Genomic DNA, 18,752 nt, shown 5'->3' on the forward strand with positions numbered 1-18,752 from the left:
ATGAATACACTCGGTGGATACGCCAATATCTACGGTATAATCGACCTTTCAGGAGCCACCCCGTACATATATGCGACTGGTAAGGTTAGTAGAATAACCGGTGGCATGTTTCTGAAGGCTTTCGGGGAAGAGACGCATGTACTTGATAGCAGGGCAATGTTATATGGAAGCTTATCATCCGAAGGGAACAATATGAAAGGGCTTCTCAGCAGGATGAACGGTAACCTCATCGTGTATAGTAAGGGTGGTGTGATAAAAAAGTGGAATCTTCTCTCAAAGATATTTGGACTTTTAAATGTCTATGACCTTCTTAAAGGTAAGATAGATTTAAAACAGGAGGGCCTGTCATACAAAAGGATGGGGGCAACCTTTACTGTTAAGAACGGTATTTTTAATACAAAGGATTTCCTTATAGATAGCCCATCTATGTTAATAACCGGAAATGGCAATCTGGACATGAATAAAAATGAAATAGATGGGAGTATCGCTGTATCACCCCTTGTTACCGTGGACAGAATTATAAATAAGATCCCCATCCTGAGAAAAATTATCAGGGTAAAAGAGAAGGGTTTTCTCTACACAGCCTACAATGTAAAAGGGCCGATAAATGACCCTGATATAAGTTTAAATTTCACAGAAAGTATCGGCGGCGGAATGGTTGATATATTGAGAAACATACTGGTCTTACCAAAAGAGGTTTTTGAAGAATGAAGATAGGGATCATTGGTTCTGGCAAGGTAGGCATATCAATAGGATATGTGATGAGAAAAAGGGGGCTTGATATTATAGGGGCCTCTGACATAAGAAAGGCACAGCTTAATGTCGCAAGGAGATATTTAGGCAATGACTGTATTTACACAACAGATAATAGTGAGATTGTAAAATCTTCGGATATCATAGGTATAACAACACAGGATGGTGAGATCAAAAAGGTAGCAAAAGAGATTTTCAAAGGCTTTAAAACAGTAAAAAACAAATTATTCTTTCATACAAGCGGCGCCCACCCCTCTTCCATTCTTTCCCCTCTTGAGAAAAAGGGGGCTATTCTCGGTTCTCTACATCCCCTTCAAACCTTTCCTGATATCGATAGCGCAATAAATGTCCTGCCAAGCACATATATATTTATTGAAGGTGACAAAAAGGCCCTCAAACGATTGGAATTTTTGGGAACACACATCGGTTATAAGGTTGTAACAATAGAGGGTAAAAACAAAGTGCTTTATCATCTCTCTGCAGTATTTGTATGTAACCTTTTGTGTGCACTACTCTATGCTGGTGAAGGCATCATGGACAGGATTGGTATAGAACTTGAGCCATTTTTTCCTATCATTAACGCCACACTAAAAAATATCGAGACTAAAGGTCCGTTTATGTCGCTCACAGGGCCAGTGATTCGGGGCGATGTTGGTACTATTATTGACCATATCCAGGCAATGGGCAATATGAAACTGCAAAAAAGGATATATAAGGGCCTTTCCTTAGCTGCTCTCGATCTGGTAAAAAAAAGAAAGATTCTAAATAAAGAGGTATTGGAGCTTTTAAAAAATGTATTGGAGGAAATATAGATTTATAAGGGGTCGAGGGTATCACTCGAACCCTCAACCCCTTGAATCCTTGAACCCTTGGTAGTTGCGGGGTTAAGCTATTATGATGGAGTTAATGATTGAGAAAGCAATAGACAAACTGATTGAGACAAAATTTCTCCTTGTCATTACAGGTGCAGGGATATCCGCAGAAAGCGGCATACCAACATTCCGGGGGAATGACGGCCTATGGCAGAATTACAGGGCAGAAGACCTTGCAACCCCATGGGCATTTGAGCGCGATCCTGATACGGTCTGGAAATGGTACGATTGGAGACGGGGAATAATCGGAAAGGCAGAACCAAATCTTGGTCACCTCGCTATAAAACAATTTGAAGACCTTTTTGATAACTTTTTCCTCATCACCCAGAATGTAGACGGTCTCCATGGAAGGACAGGAATAAAGAACATGGTTGAGATCCACGGAAACCTGTGGAGGGTAAGATGCATGAAAGACAGTAAGACCTCCATGCTTATGGATGTCCCGTTAAAGACAATTCCCCCTACGTGTGAATGTGGAGGGTTGTTACGGCCTGACGTCGTCTGGTTTGGAGAATCTATCCCACAATCCTGGATTGAAAAGGCTTACAGAGTTATGGAGATGTGCGATACACTCATCGTGGCAGGCACATCAGGGGTTGTATATCCGGTAGCCTCCTTCCCGCAGACTGTGAAGGATAACGGCGGTTCTGTGATAGAAGTGAACCTTGAGCCAACACCGATAAGCACCATAGCGGACATATCTCTTTTTGGAAAATCTGGTGACATCCTGCCCAAGCTTGTACAAGGCATGATTGAAAGAAACCGTGACGCGTAACGCGTGAACCGTCTATCCTGTCTGTTCAGTCTTTCCTGTCTATTTTGTCATAACCAGAGAGATGATATACGGTATACGGTTTTACAAGTGTTCCGGCGATAAAAGCCGTAAGTGGTAAGTCGGGAGTGGTGAGTAGAAAATTGCTTAACGCCGGAAGAACTTTTCCTGAGCGCGATATCGAGCATTTCTTGGTGGCCACCCATGTTATACTTCCATGGGTACCCGGCTGAAGGTTGCGTTCCGACCTGTCTGCCGACAGGCAGGAGGACAATGTTGCTCACATCCGTTCGCAATGAAACCGTACGTGCTGTCTTAAGTGCGAAGCACGAGTTCACGAATTGAGTGAATTCCGAGTCCGGGTACCCGCTTGCGGGTGGGGTAAGAAACGCGGAGCCGGAGCGTCGAGGGAAACAGTGTTCCGGCGCACAATAATAGGAAATTTTCACACAGCCCTGTGCCTCGCCTATCACGGGTTCTCAAGAGGGCACATTTTTTCTTGAATAGCAAGGACAGATATACTATTCTTTTTTCAACATGGATTTGAGACATCTGGAAACATTTGCGAAGGTTGCTGAACTGAAGAGCTTCACAAAGGCAGCAGATGTGCTCTATCTCACACAACCCACAGTGAGTAAGCAGATAGTAGATCTGGAAAGATATTTTAATGTGAGATTAATTGACAGAACAAAAAGAAATGTAATGCTTACTAAAGCAGGAGAAATTTTACTCAAATATGCGAAAGACTTTCTCTATTTAAAAAAAGAAACAGCTGATGCAATAGCTGCCTTCAAGGGTTTAAAAAAGGGTGCCATCCTTGTGGGGGCAAGCAACATACCAGGTGTATATATTCTCCCGCAGGCGTTAAATATCTTTAAAAAACAATACAACGGAATTGAGATAAGGCTTACCATCTCTGATACAAAAGATGTGATAAACAAGGTGGAGCAGGGTGAAATTGATGTAGGTTTTGTCGGGGCAAAAGATGAAACAAAAAAGATAGAATACAAGAGGTTTCTTGATGATACCATTGTCATCGCTGCTCCGTGTCAATACCCGGACTCCATAAATATAAATCACCTGAAAGATTACCCTTTGATTGTCAGAGAATCCGGCTCAGGCACAAGGAATAGCTTTGAACAGGCTTTAAGGAAGTTAAAAGCTGCCGCTCCAGCAGATTTAAAAATAGCCGCAGAACTATCTGATACAGAAGCAATAAAGGAAGCGATAAAGGATGGGATGGGAATATCTTATATCTCAAAAAGGGCAATAAACAATGATGTTATAAAGGGTAACCTTAAAATCTTGCATGTCGAAGGATTCCCGGATATAAAAAGGTCTTTTTACATTATTACAAAGAAAGGGAAAACCATCTTGCCACAGGTGAAGGCATTGATAGAAATCATAGATAAATGGAGAGGACATGAGAAAGCTTAAATGGATAATCATTCTTATATTTCTAACCTGTATTACAACCAATACTGAAGCCAAGATTTACCTTGATATCTATGGAAAGACCTTTAAAAAGATCACGATAGGGGTACCTTCCTTCAAAAGTGAAACAATTGATAGATTGAGGGCAGATATGAGCGAACTTTTAAATAAAGACCTGGACATATCCGGGTTCTTTATTGTCGCACCAAGTTCACTCCTCGATAGAGAACTTTCCGATGAAGGGATAGAAAAACAGGAGATAAAATTTGGGAATTGGCGGTCCATTGGCATTGAACTTTTATGTAAAGGCAAACTCCAGCAAAAGGATGGCGAGATAATACTTGAAGCGTATCTCTACGATACCATTGATGGTTCCCTGATGCTTGCAAAAAGATATAGAGCAAAATCAGAAGAATGGAGAAAGATAGTTCACAGGCTTGCAGACGATATAGTACTAACTGTTACAGGCGAAAAAGGGATTATGAGTTCAAGGATAGTTTTTGTTGCAGGGGGCAGGAGCCAGAAAGAAATATACACAGCAGACCTCGATGGACACAACACAAAAAGGCTCACGAATTTCAGGAGCATAACGGTCCTGCCATCAGTCTCTCCTAATGGGAAGTACTTAGCGTACACTTCCTATAAAGAAGGGAAACCCAATCTTTTTATTATGGATTTAGAAAAAAACAGGGAGATTCATGTAGAGAGAGGAGAGGGGATGAAGTTTGGAACAACCTGGATAGGCAAAGCAACGTTAGGGTTTTCACACACTTCAGGCAGATATTCTTCTATATACACCTTTGACATAGAAAAAAGTGATAAAAGGTTGATACTGAGCAAAGAAGGTATATATACCTCACCCTCGTTCTCCCCGGATGGTACAAAAATGGTGTTTGTTTCAGATATGTATGGAACTCCCCAGATTTTTATGCAAGACCTCCCTTCAGGGAACATAAAAAGGCTCACATACTATGGAAACTATAATACTTCACCCTGTTTTTCTCCAAAGGGGGATTTAATCGCCTTTGTATCCAGCATTGAAGGTTCCTTTGAAATATGTGTAATGAATGCTGACGGTTCCAATCAAAGGGTGCTGACAAATGGGGGTATAAATGATTCTCCACAGTTTTCACCCTGCGGGAGGTATATCATATACTCATCAAAAAGGGGAGGGAGATATAATATTTATATGATGCTGTATAATGGCGAGGGCAAGAGGATGTTGAAGTTTACAGAGGGGGATGCAGAACAACCAAAATTTATACCTTAGAAGAACAGGGGCCTATCCCCTATAGTATTAATAAAGGAGGTTTTATGAAATATTTCATTATTTTAATAACTGTCCTATTCATTTTCTGTGGATGTGCTCCAAAGGTAGTTCAACTCGAACAACCCGGGGCTATAGGGAAAGAAGGACCAGCATTTGGAAAAGGGGAAAAAGAAGGTGGTGTTACAGAGGAAGAATTAGCAAGGTCAAGGCAGGAGAGGGAAAGATCGATGCTTGAAGAAATGAAAAAATCCCTTTTAAAAGATATCTATTTTGAATTTGACAGTTATGTCGTCAAGGCAGATGAGCTTCCCAGACTAAAAGAGATAGGGAGCTGGCTAAAAAATTACAAGGATATAAGAATCACAGTAGAAGGACATTGTGACGAAAGAGGCTCAGCAGAGTATAACCTCGTGCTCGGACAAAAAAGGGCTGAAACAGTAAAGGATCATCTGGTAAAATTAGGGGTCGATGAAAAAAGAATCAAGACAATATCTTACGGTAAAGAGCTTCCTCTCGATCCAGGCCATACAGAAGAAGCATGGGCAAAAAACAGACGTGCCCACTTTAAGATTGACTAAAAGAGGGGTGAGACATGTTAAACAAATTCAAACTAAACAACAAAACCCAGGGGTCAAGGGGTCAAGGGGTCAAGGGGTCAAGAAAAAATCACTCGACCACTCGAATCCTTGAATCCTTGAATCCTCAAATCTTTATTATCCTTTCTCTTGTTATGATTGGTATGTTCGGTTGTGCATCTACAGAAGAGACAACAGAATTGAGGAGTAGTATTACATCGATATACAACGAGTTCAACCTTTATAGAGAAGAAACAGACAAGAAATTATCCAATATAGTAAAAGAGGACGAAAACATAAGAAAACAATTCATCAATCTGTCTAATTCGATTGACAGTAGAGAGGATAACACAAAGATTATAATGGGAAAATTGGACGAATTGGAACACCAGTTAAGAACATACTGGAACGAGACAAAGAGTGAAATAAACCTATTGAAAAAAGGAGGTGGCAAAACACAAATAGTTCCTCAGTTAGGAGAAACAAACTATGAAACTCAATATAAAGAGGCATTTGATACCTTTCAAAAGGGCATGTATGAAGACTCCATAAAGAAATTTTCAGAATTTATTGAGTCTAATGCAGGAACACCCCTTATACCAAACGCATACTACTGGATAGGGGAGAGTTATATTATGCTCAAGAATTATGAAAAGGCAATCCTCTATTTTCAAGAAATAATCGACAAATACCCAAAGAGTGAAAAGGCTCCAAGGGCTCTGCTTTTACAGGCAGAGGCGTTCAATTCTGTAAATGACAAAAAGAGTTCTATAACTATTTTAAAAAGGGTTATAGAACTCTTTCCAAAAACTGAAGAGGCAGTTATAGCGGAGAGGAAGTTAAGAGCCCTCAACCTCAACTAATTCCTCGTGCCCTTCCTCTGTCTTATCAAGAACTGCCATATCGTAGCTTCTGTACCTTGAAAAACCTGTTCCTGCAGGGATAATCCTCCCCATGATTACATTTTCTTTAAGTCCCCTCAGATAATCTACCCGCCCTTCTATTGAGGACTGGGTGAGGACCTTTGTTGTATCCTGAAAACTTGCTGCAGAAATAAAACTATCTGTGATTAGTGAAGCCTTTGTTATTCCGAGGAACAAGGGTTCTGCTTGAGCAGGTCTTCCCCCTATCTCTATCACCCGTTTATTTTCTTCTTCAAATATCCACCACTCGACAGGTTCATCTATGATAAAGTTCGTATCACCAACATCCTTTATTCTTACTCTCTTCAGCATCTGCCTTACGATAATTTCTATATGCTTATCGTTTATCTTAACCCCCTGTAATTGATAGACTTCCTGAATTTCGTCCACGAGATAGCGGGCAAGGGCTTTTGGCCCACTTATATGTAATATGTCGTGGGGGTTTACAGGACCGTCCATAAGCGGTTCTCCAGCTTTTATATAATCCCCCTCATGTACAATGACATGCTTGCCCCTGGGGATTATATACTTTTTTGGTTCCCCTCTTTCCGGGTTGACGATTATCTCTCTCCTGCCCTTGGACATTTTGCCAAAAGAGACAAATCCATTCACCTCGCTCACGATAGCATTTTCTTTGGGTCTCCTTGCCTCAAAAAGTTCCGCTACCCTTGGAAGGCCTCCTGTAATATCCTTGGTTTTTGTAGTTTCTCTTGGCATCTTCGATATTACATCGCCGGCATAGATATTGTCACCTTCATTTACCACTATGTGTGCTCCTACAGGCAATATATACCTTGCAGGGTTTGTTGTGCCGGGAATGGTTTTTGTTTTACCCTTTCCATCCTTGATAGAAATTCGGGGTCTTTTTTCCTGATCTTTCGGTTCAATGATAACCCTGTATGAAAGGCCTGTAACTTCATCCTTACTCTCCTGCATTGTTTCGCCTTCGATGATGTCACCGAATTTGACCTTTCCTGATTCTTCAGAAAGAATTGGGATTGTATAGGGATCCCATTCTGCTAATATCTGACCTTCAGTGGCGTAAAGACTTTTCGGACAACTCTTTGGAAAGATTGATTCTAAAATCAACCTATTTAACTTTAAAATGTTATGTTGCTGCTTTTCAGATAACTTTAAAAAGTTTTTGTTGCGATAGCTTTCTGTTTCAGAAATAAGTTTCTGTACATATACAGTCAATTTTAAAGACTTACCTTTTTTCTTCAAGCATAGATCATAAAAGTTAGGAACCTCTAAAATCTTATTTAAGTCTTCAACTGTATTACTCGATATCTTGAACTCCTTTCCATATCCATATTTATTTATTTCCTTACACAGGGCATCGACTCTCAAACCACGGGTAAATTGATCCACATAAAATTCGTATGAACCTTTTTTAAGTTTAGCTCCGTATATCACCGGGTACCTTTCTCTATCCCTTCCAGCTCCATCAACAATGGCAATTTCGCCATTCCTGTTCATTACAACGGGGATACCATCCCTGTTCAAAATGACCTTTACATTTGCAGACTCCACATATCCTTCGTTCCTTGCTTCCAATGTGGATTGTTCAACCCTTCTTGATGCCGCTCCACCTATGTGGAAGGTTCTCAGTGTAAGCTGTGTTCCAGGTTCTCCAATAGATTGTGCAGCAATAATCCCAACTGCTTCACCTATGCTTACCAGCCGACCCCTCGCAAGGTCCCTTCCATAGCATAAGACACAAACACCTCTCTTTGACCTGCAAGTAAGAACAGAACGGATTTTTACCTTTTCATACCCAGCATCCTCTATTTTTTTAAGGTGGTTTTCTCTGATTTCCTCATTTTTCCTGACTATAATCTCTCCATCGGGGTCTTTCAGATCCTCGAGCACGACCCTTCCAAGGATTCTTGCGCCTAAATGTTCTATTACTTCACCGCCCTCCATTAAAGAACTCACCTCAATACCATCAAAGGTGCCACAATCATATTCCGTTGCCACAACATCCTGAGCCGCATCAACAAGCCTTCTTGTAAGGTAGCCTGCATTTGCCGTTTTTAGTGCAGTATCAGCGAGACCTTTCCTTGCGCCATGAGTGGATATAAAGTACTGCAAAACGTCAAGACCTTCTCTAAAGTTACTTGTAATTGGTGTCTCTATGATCTCGCCAGAGGGTTTTGCCATAAGCCCCCTCATGCCTGCAAGCTGTCTTATTTGCTGTGCATTTCCCCTTGCACCGGAATGGGCCATCATGAATATAGGGTTGAGGCTATTCTGATACTCTATCTTACCATCAGGGCTTATAACCTTTTCCGATCCAAGTTCCCTCATAAGCTCATCTGCTATTTTTTCTGTTACATCCGCCCATACATCTATGACCTTATTATATCTCTCTCCATCGGTTATCAAACCTTCGGAGTGCTGTTTCTGAAAAATCTTTACCTCTTTCTTTGCTCTCTCAATGAGCTCTTTCTTTTTCTCGGGGATTTTCATATCATCGATGCTTATCGAAATACCTCCCAGTGTGGCATAATAAAAACCCAAATCCTTCAACCTGTCAGAGAGGATAACTGTACTTTTTTCTCCTCCTTCCCTGTAACACTTGTCAATAAGTTGAGCTATTGTCTTCTTATCCATTACCCTGTTTATCAGAGTAAAAATCTCTTTCAATATTGTTTGTCTCTTTTCTTCCCTCCACTCCATCAAGGCATCTTCAATGACATCTCTCAATATCATTCTTCCTGTGGTTGTATCGACCAGGGTACCATCAATTCTCACCTTTATATTCGCGTGTAAATCAACCTCACCTGCGTCATAAGCAATCCTTACCTCTTCTGGATCTGAAAATATCTTACCTTCACCTTTTCTGTATTTCCTATCTACCGTTAAATAATAGAGACCAAGTACTATATCCTGTGTCGGCACGATGATAGGCCTGCCATTTGCAGGTGAAAGAATATTATTTGTTGACATCATCAAGACCCTCGCTTCAGTCTGGGCTTCTACCGAAAGAGGCACATGAACCGCCATCTGGTCACCATCGAAGTCTGCGTTGTATGCGGGACAGACAAGGGGATGCAGCTGTATTGCCTTCCCGTCAATAAGTAACGGCTCGAAGGCCTGGATACCTAACCTATGAAGGGTTGGGGCCCTGTTCAGTAGTACCGGATGTTCTTTTACTACCTCTTCAAGTACATCCCATACCTCAGGTCTTTCTTTTTCAACAATCTTCTTCGCATTTTTTATTGTGGTAGCATATCCCTTCTTTATCAGCCTGTTATACACAAAAGGTTTAAAAAGCTCTAAGGCCATATATTTTGGAAGACCACATTGGTGTAATCTGAGTTCAGGACCAACAACAATAACAGACCTACCGGAATAGTCTACTCGTTTTCCAAGGAGGTTCTGGCGGAACCTTCCCTGCTTGCCTCTGAGCATATCACTCAAGGACTTAAGGGGCCTCTTGTTTGCCCCTGTAACCACCCTGCCTCTTTTCGAATTATCAAAAAGGGCATCCACTGCCTCTTGCAACATTCTTTTCTCGTTTCTGATGATAATTTCAGGGGCATTGAGTTCCATTAATCTCTTCAACCTGTTGTTTCTATTTATCACTCTCCTGTACAGGTCATTGAGGTCCGAAGTTGCAAACCTCCCACCATCTAACGGGACAAGCGGCCTTAGTTCTGGAGGAAGTACAGGAATAATATCAAGTATCATCCATTCAGGCTTGACACCTGAAATCATGAATGCATCTACAACTTTAAGTCTTCTTGCAAGCTTCTTCTTTTTTGCATCACTTGAGGTCTCTCTCATTTCCTCTCTCAGTCGCTTTGTAAGTTCCTCTATATCTATCTTTTTCAAACATTCCCTTACGGCCTCAGCGCCTATCCCTCCTACAAATGTCTCTCCATACTTCTCTTTTGCTTCCAAATATTTTTCTTCAGTAATAAGTTCGCAAAACTCGTATGGAGATGAACCAGGTTCAATAACTATATACATCTCGAAATATAAAACCCTTTCCACTTCTTTTATTGTCAGCTCAAGTAATGTCCCGATTTTACTCGGCATACTTTTCAAAAACCATATATGGGCGACAGGGCAGGCAAGCTTTATATGGCCCATCCTCTCTCTTCTTACCTTTGATTGTATTACCTCTACTCCACACTTTTCACATATAATACCCCTGTGTTTCATCCTTTTATATTTTCCACAGATACATTCATAATCTTTCACAGGGCCAAAAATCTTTGCACAGAATAAACCGTCTCTCTCTGGCTTGAAGGTTCTGTAATTTATCGTCTCCGGCTTTTTCACCTCTCCATATGACCATTTCTCAATAAGCTCTGGAGAGGCTAAAGATATCTTGATAGCCGCATAGCTTAACGGGTCTTTCTGTTTATCAAAAGCCTTAAAATATTCTTCCAATGTATTGCCTCCTTCTTAATGCAGTTCTAAGTTTTTAGTTTTGAGTTAAGATCCTGCAACGACTTAGGCACTTAGCACTCAACACTGCCTTCCTCATTCTTCTTTTATGAGGTCAACGTTAATACATAAGCTCTGCAATTCCTTTACCAGCACGTTAAAAGATTCAGGCAAGCTCGGTTCAAGCACATCTTCGCCTTTTACAATAGCCTCGTAAGCCCTTATCCTTCCATTTACATCATCAGACTTAATTGTAAGAAATTCCTGCAAGGAATAAGCAGCTCCGTATCCTTCAAGTGCCCACACTTCCATCTCTCCAAGCCTCTGGCCACCAAATTGCGCTTTCCCTCCAAGGGGTTGCTGGGTAACAAGCGAATAAGGCCCTATGGATCGTGCGTGAATCTTATCGTCAACAAGATGATGCAATTTCAAGAAATACATGTAACCAACTGTGATTTTGTGGTGGAAGGGCTCCCCTGTTCTCCCATCATATAATGTAGTTTGTCTACTTTCTGGTAACCCTGCCATCTTAAATAATTTATCTATCTCTTCTTCTTTGGCGCCATCAAAAACAGGTACTGAAACATTAATACCTTCTCTCATCTGGCTTGCAAGGTTTATTATTTCTTCATCATCCAATTTTTCTAAGAAACTTCCTATCCCCCCGTCTCCAAACACCTTCTTAATGTGTCTTTTTATCACATCAGGGGAACAGCAATTTTTGTAGTAATTATCTACCAGTTCACCGATCTTCTTCCCAAGTTCCTTTGCTGTCCACCCCAGATGGGTTTCCAGAATCTGGCCTGCATTCATTCTCGATGGAACTCCAAGTGGATTCAGGACAATATCAATGGGCGTCCCATCTTCCATGAATGGCATATCCTCTTCGGGAAGTATAACCGAGACTATCCCTTTGTTTCCATGTCGACCAGATACCTTATCTCCAACAGCAACCTTCCTTTTCATTGCCACATATACCTTGATTGTCTTGATCACGCCTGGAGGTAGTTCGTCACCTTTTTTTATCTTGTTTATCTTATCTTCATAGTAAAGCCTTATAAGCTCTATCTGATTTTCTTTGCTATCAAAAACCTTTTTAATCTTGCTCTCCAATTCCTCATTCTTAAAACTCACGTCCTGCAATCTATCCAGGTTGATATTATCGATTCTTTCTTTAGTAAAGGCTTCACCCTTTTTAATAAACGTTTTTCCCCTGTCGTCCTTAATATCGGCTGGAGCACGCTTGCCAACCAATAGACCTTTTATCTTTTCCTTCGTGCTCTCTAAAATAATCTTTACCTGGTCTTCCTGGTCTCTTAGAATATTAGATATTTCTTTATCTTCAATATCTCTACTCCTGTCGTCCTTATCAATCCCTCTACGGGATAACACTTTCACGTCAGTTACAATCCCTTCTATACCATGAGGAACTCTCAAGGATGTATCCTTTACATCCCCCGCTTTCTCACCAAAAATTGCGCGCAGCAGTTTTTCTTCAGGTGTAAGCTGGGTCTCTCCCTTTGGGGTAACCTTTCCAACGAGTATATCTCCAGGTTTTACCGTGGCCCCAATCCTTACTATACCGCTTTCATCAAGGTCTTTAAGGGTCTCATCGCCTACATTTGGAATATCCCTTGTTACTTCTTCTTTACCAAGTTTTGTATCCCTTGTCACACACTCCAGTTCCTCTATATGGATAGATGTGAAAACATCTTCCTTCACAAGCCTCTCGTTTATAAGTACGGAATCCTCATAGTTATATCCCCTCCACGGCATAAATGCCACCAGTACATTTTTGCCAAGGGCGAGTTCACCTCTGTCTGTAGAAGGACCATCTGCGAGGACATCCCCCTTCTTCACATAATCCCCTTCTTTCACAATAACCCTCTGGTTGATACATGTATCCTGATTTGACCTTCGAAATTTCAAAAGATTATAAACATCTATCTTGGTAACCGGTTCTTCGCGCCCACTTTTCTCTTCATATTTTACAATAATCCTGTTTGCATCGACACTTTTAACAACACCGCTATTCTTTGCTACTTTCGTCACCCTCGAGTCTCTTCCAACGATTTTTTCCATTCCAGTACCAATAAGCGGGGCCTCTGTAACAACCAATGGAACTGCCTGCCTTTGCATATTGGAACCCATAAGAGCACGGTTACCATCATCATGTTCTAAAAAAGGAATTAATGCAGCCGAAACGCTCACAAGTTGTTTCGGGGAAACATCCATAAGGTTCACCTGGTCGGGGCTTATTAAAAAGAATCCCCCCCCTTTTTGCGCAGAGATAAGGTCTGCCTTAAATTTACCATGTTCATCCACAGGGGCATTTGCCTGTGCAACATAGTATTGTTCCTCCTCAAGGGCACTAAAGTATCTTATCTTATCAGTCACCTTCCCATTAACTACTTCCCTGTATGGTGTTTCTATAAATCCAAATTCATTCACCTTTGCATACGTTGCAAGAGAAGCTATTAAACCGATATTTGGACCTTCAGGTGTTTCTATAGGGCATATCCTCCCATAATGGGTGGGGTGCACATCTCGAACCTCAAACCCTGCTCTTTCTCTTGTAAGCCCCCCCGGTCCTAGGGCGCTTAGTCTCCTTTTGTGTGTTATCTCGCTCAAGGGGTTTGTTTGATCCATGAACTGGGAAAGCTGGCTACTCGCAAAAAAATCTTTCACTGCGGTTGCAACAGGTTTTGGATTAACCAAGTCATGGGGCATCAAGGTTTCCATCTCCGGAAAGGTAAGTCTTTCCTTTATAGCCCTTTCCATCCTCACAAGACCCATTCTGAACTGATTCTCAAGGAGTTCACCTACTGTTCTCACCCTTCTGTTACCAAGGTGGTCTATATCATCGCCAGGTCCTCTCGAATCCTTTAACCGAATGAGATGTTTTACCACCTCGATAATATCCTCTTTTCTCAAGGTAGTAACATCAAGTGGCACATTAAGCCCAATCCTATGGTTTATCTTAAGTCTGCCCACTTTTGAAAGATCATACCTCTCAGGACTGAAGAACATATTATGAATAAGGGCCTCAGCAAATTCTATAGTAGGCGGGTCTCCTGGCCTTAATTTTCTGTATATCTGAATAAGTGATTCTTCCTTTGTAACAACCTTATCACTGAGCAATGTGTTTCTTAATGATGGACTCACATTCAGATTATCAATAAAAAGTATATCAAAGTTTTTTATCTTTTTGCTTATGAGTTTGGCCAGATCTTCCCCTGTGATTTCCCTATTTATCGGAATCAACACCTCATTTGTCTTCGGATCAAAAATATCACTTGCACTTACCTTTCCAATAATATCCTCTTCTTCAATACGTATTCTATTGATTTTGGCAAGCTCCATTTTCTTGATAATAACCTTCGTAATCTTTTTGTGTTTTTTCACCAATACTTCATTGGTTTCTTCGTTCAATATATCAGCGGGTGCTTTTTGCCCAACAAGAAGTGTAAGAGGTGTTTGTTTAAAAAGCTTTTTATCTTTTATAATAACCTTCTCTTTCTCATAAAAATAGTCAAGGATCTCCTTGTCTGTATACCCTAAAGCCTTTAAAAGTAATGTTACTGGGATTTTCTTCTTTTTATCTATCCTCACATAAATGAGTTCCTTATGGTCAAATTCAAAATCTAACCATGAACCTCTATATGGAATTATCCTCGCCGTATATGAAAAGTTTCCGCTTAAGGGTGATTTCGATTGGTCGCAATCAAAATAAACACCAGGTGATCTATGTAACTGACTGACAACAACCCTCTCGGTTCCGTTTATTATAAATGTTCCCCTCTCAGTCATAAGAGGGATTTCTCCAAAATATACATCTTGTTCCTTTACTGCCCTGATGTCTCTAATTTTTGTATCAGGATCAACGTTCCACACCACCAGTCTTATTGTAACCTTCATAGGCGTTGCAAATGTAAGCCCTCTAAAAAGGCATTCTTCTTCGGAATTTTTCGGGTCACTTATCTCGTATTTGACAAACTCAAGGGATGTTGTATCATGGGAATCTCTTATCGGAAATACACTATTGAAAACTGCCTGTAATCCTATATTCTCTCTTTTCTCCGGGGATACAGTTCTATTCAGGAATTTTTCATAAGAGTCAAGTTGAATTTCAATAAGATTAGGAATCTCAAGGATCTCTTTTATCTTCCCGTAGTTCTTTCTAAAAATCTTATTACGAAAAGTTTCCCTCATATAATTTTCACCTCTTAATTTAAGGATTCGAGGGGTCCAGGATTCAAGTGGTCAAGCGGTTTTAACCCCAGAACCCTCGAATCCCAGAACCCTCGAATCCTTTTGTTTATTACTCTACTTTTACCTTTGCACTTACCTCTTCGAGCTGTTTTTTAATATTAGCAGCCTCTTCCTTAGAAACACCTTCCTTAACAGGCTTGGGTACCCCTTCTACAAGGTCCTTTGCTTCCTTAAGGCCAAGACTTGTGATAGCCCTTACAACCTTAATCACCTGTATCTTCTTATCCGCTTCGTAGCCAGCAAGTATTACATTAAATTCTGTCTTTTCCTCTGCTACTGCCTCCTGAGCAGGTGCCGGGGCAGCCCCACCTCCTTGACCTTGTGCCATAACAGACATAGCTGCTTGTACTCCAAATTTTTCTTCTAATTCTTTTATAAGCTCTGAGAGTTCAAGGACTGTCATATTTTCAATAAATTTTATTACATCTTCTCTTTTAATGGCCATCTAATTCCTCCTTCACGCTTGTTCTTTTTTGTTTTTTATTGCATTCAAAGTTAACATAAGTTTTACAAGATTACCCAAAAGGACATACAAGAACCTCCGGGGTGTTCCCTGGAGTAAGCCAAGGAACCTGCTTACAAGTATCTCCTTTGATGGCAATGTGGCGAGTTTCATAATCTCTTCAGGGGTTATTATTTGTTCACCCAAAAACCCCGCTTTCAATCTTAAATTGGAAATCTCCTTAGAAAAACTTGATAGCACCCGTGCTGCACTTATAGGGTCTTTATAAATGCAGATGATTGCGTTGGGACCAGAAAATTTATCCCTTAACGCTTCTGCTCTTGTTCCAGCCGATGCTATCTTCAAAAGGCTATTCTTCACCACACTAAACTCAACATCCACATTCCGTAGTTCCCTTCTAAGCCGCGTTAACTGACCCATATTCATACCGCTGTATCCTGTGAGGAACATGTAATTCAATTGTTTAAGTTTTTTCTTTAATTCCTCAACTACCTTTTCCTTTTTTCTTCTTTCCAATGGTTTTCATCCCTCCTTTCTAAATATATATATATGGAAAGTCAGGGAGACCAAGTGATAAAAAGTCTCGGTAGGCCGTAATCGTTTAACACCCATGCACCTACTTTCTCTGACCTTTTCCCTATTTAGTCAAATTTCTCACATAGGCAGGATCAATTTTTATACCTGGGCTCATTGTTGTACTAACAGCGATCCCTTTTATATAAGTTCCCTTACTTGAAGGTGGTTTCAACCGAATGACTGCTTCAAGAAGTGAGTTTATATTTTCAAATAGTTTCTCTTTTCCAAAACTAATTTTACCAACAGAAACGTGGAGATTACCTGCCTTGTCGACTCTGAATTCCACCCTTCCTGCCTTCATTTCTTTTACAGTTCTGGCTATATCAAAAGTAACTGTCCCTACCTTTGGGTTCGGCATGAGTCCTTTTGGTCCCAATATCTTACCAAGTTTACTCACCATTCCCATCATGTCGGGAGTAGATATTGTTTTATCAAAATCCGCCCATCCTTTCTGAATCTTTTCAATTAAATCTTCAGCACCAACATAATCCGCACCTGCATCCTGGGCTTCTTTCTCTTTCTGGCCTTTTGCAAAAACAAGTATCCTGACCTTTTTGCCCAATCCATTCGGAAGGGCCACAGTGCCTCTCACCATTTGTTCTGAATGTCTTGGATCAACGCCAAGTCTTAAAGCTAACTCAACTGTTTCATCAAATTTTGCATAAGAAATCTGTGGAAGCATATCAAGGGCCTCTTCCATATCATATCTTTTTTCTCTATCTACCTTACTTCTCGCCTCTGAATATTTTTTCCCCATACTTGCCATATTTATATCACCTCTTATAATAAACTCTTGGAAAGGGCCGGAGGGTTCAAGGATTAGAGGGGTTCAGGGTTTTCACCTGACCCCTTGACCCCATGGCCGCTTACCCCTGTGTTCACGTCACCCTTCTATTACTTCTAACCCCATACTTCTTACAGATCCCTCAATGATCTTTATTGCCCCGTTTAAATCCTGTGCATTGAGGTCTGGCATCTTAATTTGTGCAATCTCTTTTATCATGGATTTTGTAATGCTTCCGACTACTTCTTTTTTCGGATTGTGTGCTCCTTTAGCCAATTTTGCCGCCCTCTTTATAAGAAATGTCACCGGAGGTGTTTTAGTGATAAAGCTAAAGGTTCTATCTGAAAAAATTGTTATCAATGCAGGAATAACAGTGCCTTCCTGGTTTTTCGTCTTTTCGTTAAAGGCTTTACAAAATTCCATTATATTTACACCATGCTGACCAAGGGCAGGTCCAACAGGTGGTGATGGGGTTGCCTGGCCGGCTTGCAACTGTAATTTCACCAAAGCAACAACCTTTTTTGCCATTTCTTCACCCCTTTATATTTTTTCTATCTGGATAAAGTCCAATTCTACAGGTGTTGTTCGTCCAAAGATATTGAGAAGCACCTTAACCTTGCCCTTTTCAGGTTTTATTTCCTCTACACTACCCGTAAAGTTTGTAAAAGGCCCTTCTGTCACTTTAATACTATCACTCTTTTCAAACCTTATCTTTGGTTTTATTTTACCCTTTCCTTCCTGAATCGCATAGATAATATCATTTATTTCTCTTTCAGGTAGTGGAGGTGGATTCATTTTATCATATCCTACAAAACCAGTAACCTTTGGAGTATTTCTTACAAGGTACCATGTGTCGTTATTCATCACCATATTTACAATAATATAACCAGGGAATACAGTCCTTTGGGACTTTTTTACCTGACCCTTTATCCTTTCCATAATAATCTCTGATGGAACGATAATCTCCCCGAAGTATATCTCCATATTATTGTTCTTTATACTCTCCTGTAAACTTTCCTTAACCCTCTGTTCGTAACCAGAATAAGTATGCACTACATACCATTTTTTTTCCATTTGATTATCCACGTAATAATGCCTGTATAATTTTTGCCAGCCCTACATCTACAATACCAAGAAATATTGCAGTAATTATAACAGTGATTAGAACTATATATGTTCCTTTTACCGTATCCTTTTTTGAGGGCCAGGTAACCTTCTTTGCTTCTAAAAAAACCTCCCTGAAATACTCCTTTAACCTCTCCACACTGCCTCTAAGATCCATAACATCTCCAAAATTTACAGGCCAGGAGGGATTCGAACCCCCAACACCCGGATTTGGAGTCCGGTGCTCTATCCGTTAGAGCTACTGGCCTTCTTATTTTGTCTCCTTGTGCGCGGTATGTTTCTTGCAAAATTTACAGTACTTTTTGATTTCCAATCTATCAGGCGTTTTCTGTTTATTTTTTGTAGTTGTATAATTCCTATTTTTGCATTCGGAACATGCAAGAGTTACAAGCTGCCTCATCTTCTATCCTCTCTACTCTATAATCTCTGTGACCACACCTGCTCCCACAGTCTTCCCGCCTTCCCGTATGGCAAAGCGGAGTTCCTTCTCCAGGGCAATGGGTGTCACAAGCTCTACTGTAAGGGTCACATT

Annotated in this window: 17 protein-coding genes and 1 tRNA gene; 7 read left to right on the forward strand and 11 right to left on the reverse strand. The window is 40.6% G+C overall.

Translation table 11 applies throughout. The annotated features are described in order from the left end of the window. The 7 genes from NTU69_01780 to ybgF all read left to right on the forward strand — a co-directional run. Nucleotides 1–711, forward strand: a 711-nt coding sequence (locus NTU69_01780) for an AsmA-like C-terminal region-containing protein (GenBank protein ID MCX5802257.1), incomplete at its 5' end; no start/stop codon positions are given. Continuing rightward, nucleotides 708–1,565: a DUF2520 domain-containing protein gene (locus NTU69_01785; GenBank protein ID MCX5802258.1), complete on the forward strand. Its 858-nt coding sequence runs from the start codon at nucleotides 708–710 to the stop codon at nucleotides 1,563–1,565. The genes NTU69_01780 and NTU69_01785, both read left to right, overlap by 4 nt. A gap of 85 nt (nucleotides 1,566–1,650) precedes the next feature. Further along, nucleotides 1,651–2,400: an NAD-dependent deacylase gene (locus tag NTU69_01790; protein ID MCX5802259.1), complete on the forward strand. Its 750-nt coding sequence runs from the start codon at nucleotides 1,651–1,653 to the stop codon at nucleotides 2,398–2,400. Between the two features lie 534 nt (nucleotides 2,401–2,934). Then, nucleotides 2,935–3,834, forward strand: a complete 900-nt coding sequence (locus NTU69_01795; protein ID MCX5802260.1) for a selenium metabolism-associated LysR family transcriptional regulator — start codon at nucleotides 2,935–2,937, stop codon at nucleotides 3,832–3,834. After that, nucleotides 3,821–5,101 carry a Tol-Pal system beta propeller repeat protein TolB gene (tolB, locus tag NTU69_01800; GenBank protein ID MCX5802261.1) on the forward strand — a complete coding sequence of 427 codons (1,281 nt, stop codon included), beginning with the start codon at nucleotides 3,821–3,823 and terminating at the stop codon, nucleotides 5,099–5,101. Before NTU69_01795 ends, tolB begins: the two co-directional genes overlap by 14 nt. Before the next feature lie 44 nt (nucleotides 5,102–5,145). Next, nucleotides 5,146–5,679: a peptidoglycan-associated lipoprotein Pal gene (gene pal / locus NTU69_01805; protein MCX5802262.1), complete on the forward strand. Its 534-nt coding sequence runs from the start codon at nucleotides 5,146–5,148 to the stop codon at nucleotides 5,677–5,679. A 14-nt stretch (nucleotides 5,680–5,693) separates the two neighbouring features. Then, nucleotides 5,694–6,539 carry a tol-pal system protein YbgF gene (ybgF, locus tag NTU69_01810; protein MCX5802263.1) on the forward strand — a complete coding sequence of 282 codons (846 nt, stop codon included), beginning with the start codon at nucleotides 5,694–5,696 and terminating at the stop codon, nucleotides 6,537–6,539. Here the strand turns inward: ybgF and rpoC are convergent. The 11 genes from rpoC to NTU69_01865 all read right to left on the reverse strand — a co-directional run. Further along, on the reverse strand, nucleotides 6,516–11,003 hold the full coding sequence (gene rpoC, locus NTU69_01815; protein ID MCX5802264.1) for a DNA-directed RNA polymerase subunit beta': 4,488 nt from the start codon (nucleotides 11,001–11,003) through the stop codon (nucleotides 6,516–6,518). The two genes, ybgF and rpoC, sit on opposite strands and share 24 nt — an antisense overlap. A gap of 93 nt (nucleotides 11,004–11,096) precedes the next feature. Continuing rightward, nucleotides 11,097–15,212 carry a DNA-directed RNA polymerase subunit beta gene (gene rpoB / locus NTU69_01820; protein ID MCX5802265.1) on the reverse strand — a complete coding sequence of 1,372 codons (4,116 nt, stop codon included), beginning with the start codon at nucleotides 15,210–15,212 and terminating at the stop codon, nucleotides 11,097–11,099. A 109-nt stretch (nucleotides 15,213–15,321) separates the two neighbouring features. After that, complete coding sequence (gene rplL / locus NTU69_01825; GenBank protein ID MCX5802266.1) at nucleotides 15,322–15,717, reverse strand: 50S ribosomal protein L7/L12; 396 nt, start codon at nucleotides 15,715–15,717, stop codon at nucleotides 15,322–15,324. Between the two features lie 12 nt (nucleotides 15,718–15,729). Then, nucleotides 15,730–16,251: a 50S ribosomal protein L10 gene (gene rplJ / locus NTU69_01830; protein MCX5802267.1), complete on the reverse strand. Its 522-nt coding sequence runs from the start codon at nucleotides 16,249–16,251 to the stop codon at nucleotides 15,730–15,732. A 121-nt stretch (nucleotides 16,252–16,372) separates the two neighbouring features. Beyond that, on the reverse strand, nucleotides 16,373–17,077 hold the full coding sequence (gene rplA, locus NTU69_01835; GenBank protein MCX5802268.1) for a 50S ribosomal protein L1: 705 nt from the start codon (nucleotides 17,075–17,077) through the stop codon (nucleotides 16,373–16,375). A gap of 117 nt (nucleotides 17,078–17,194) precedes the next feature. Next, a complete protein-coding gene (rplK, locus tag NTU69_01840) occupies nucleotides 17,195–17,623 on the reverse strand; it encodes a 50S ribosomal protein L11 (GenBank protein ID MCX5802269.1) in 429 nt (142 codons plus the stop codon). A 12-nt stretch (nucleotides 17,624–17,635) separates the two neighbouring features. After that, on the reverse strand, nucleotides 17,636–18,169 hold the full coding sequence (gene nusG / locus NTU69_01845) for a transcription termination/antitermination protein NusG (protein MCX5802270.1): 534 nt from the start codon (nucleotides 18,167–18,169) through the stop codon (nucleotides 17,636–17,638). A 4-nt stretch (nucleotides 18,170–18,173) separates the two neighbouring features. Beyond that, nucleotides 18,174–18,377, reverse strand: coding sequence for a preprotein translocase subunit SecE (gene secE / locus NTU69_01850; protein MCX5802271.1), 204 nt, complete (start codon nucleotides 18,375–18,377; stop codon nucleotides 18,174–18,176). Nucleotides 18,378–18,394: 17 nt separating this feature from the next. Next, nucleotides 18,395–18,468 (reverse strand) — tRNA-Trp (locus tag NTU69_01855). Nucleotides 18,469–18,470: 2 nt separating this feature from the next. Then, nucleotides 18,471–18,620, reverse strand: coding sequence for a 50S ribosomal protein L33 (rpmG, locus tag NTU69_01860; protein MCX5802272.1), 150 nt, complete (start codon nucleotides 18,618–18,620; stop codon nucleotides 18,471–18,473). Nucleotides 18,621–18,632: 12 nt separating this feature from the next. Then, nucleotides 18,633–18,752: elongation factor Tu (locus NTU69_01865; GenBank protein ID MCX5802273.1), on the reverse strand; the 120-nt coding region annotated here is incomplete at its 5' end.

Source organism: Pseudomonadota bacterium (assembly GCA_026388215.1).
GTDB lineage: Bacteria > Desulfobacterota > Syntrophorhabdia > Syntrophorhabdales > Syntrophorhabdaceae > JAPLKF01.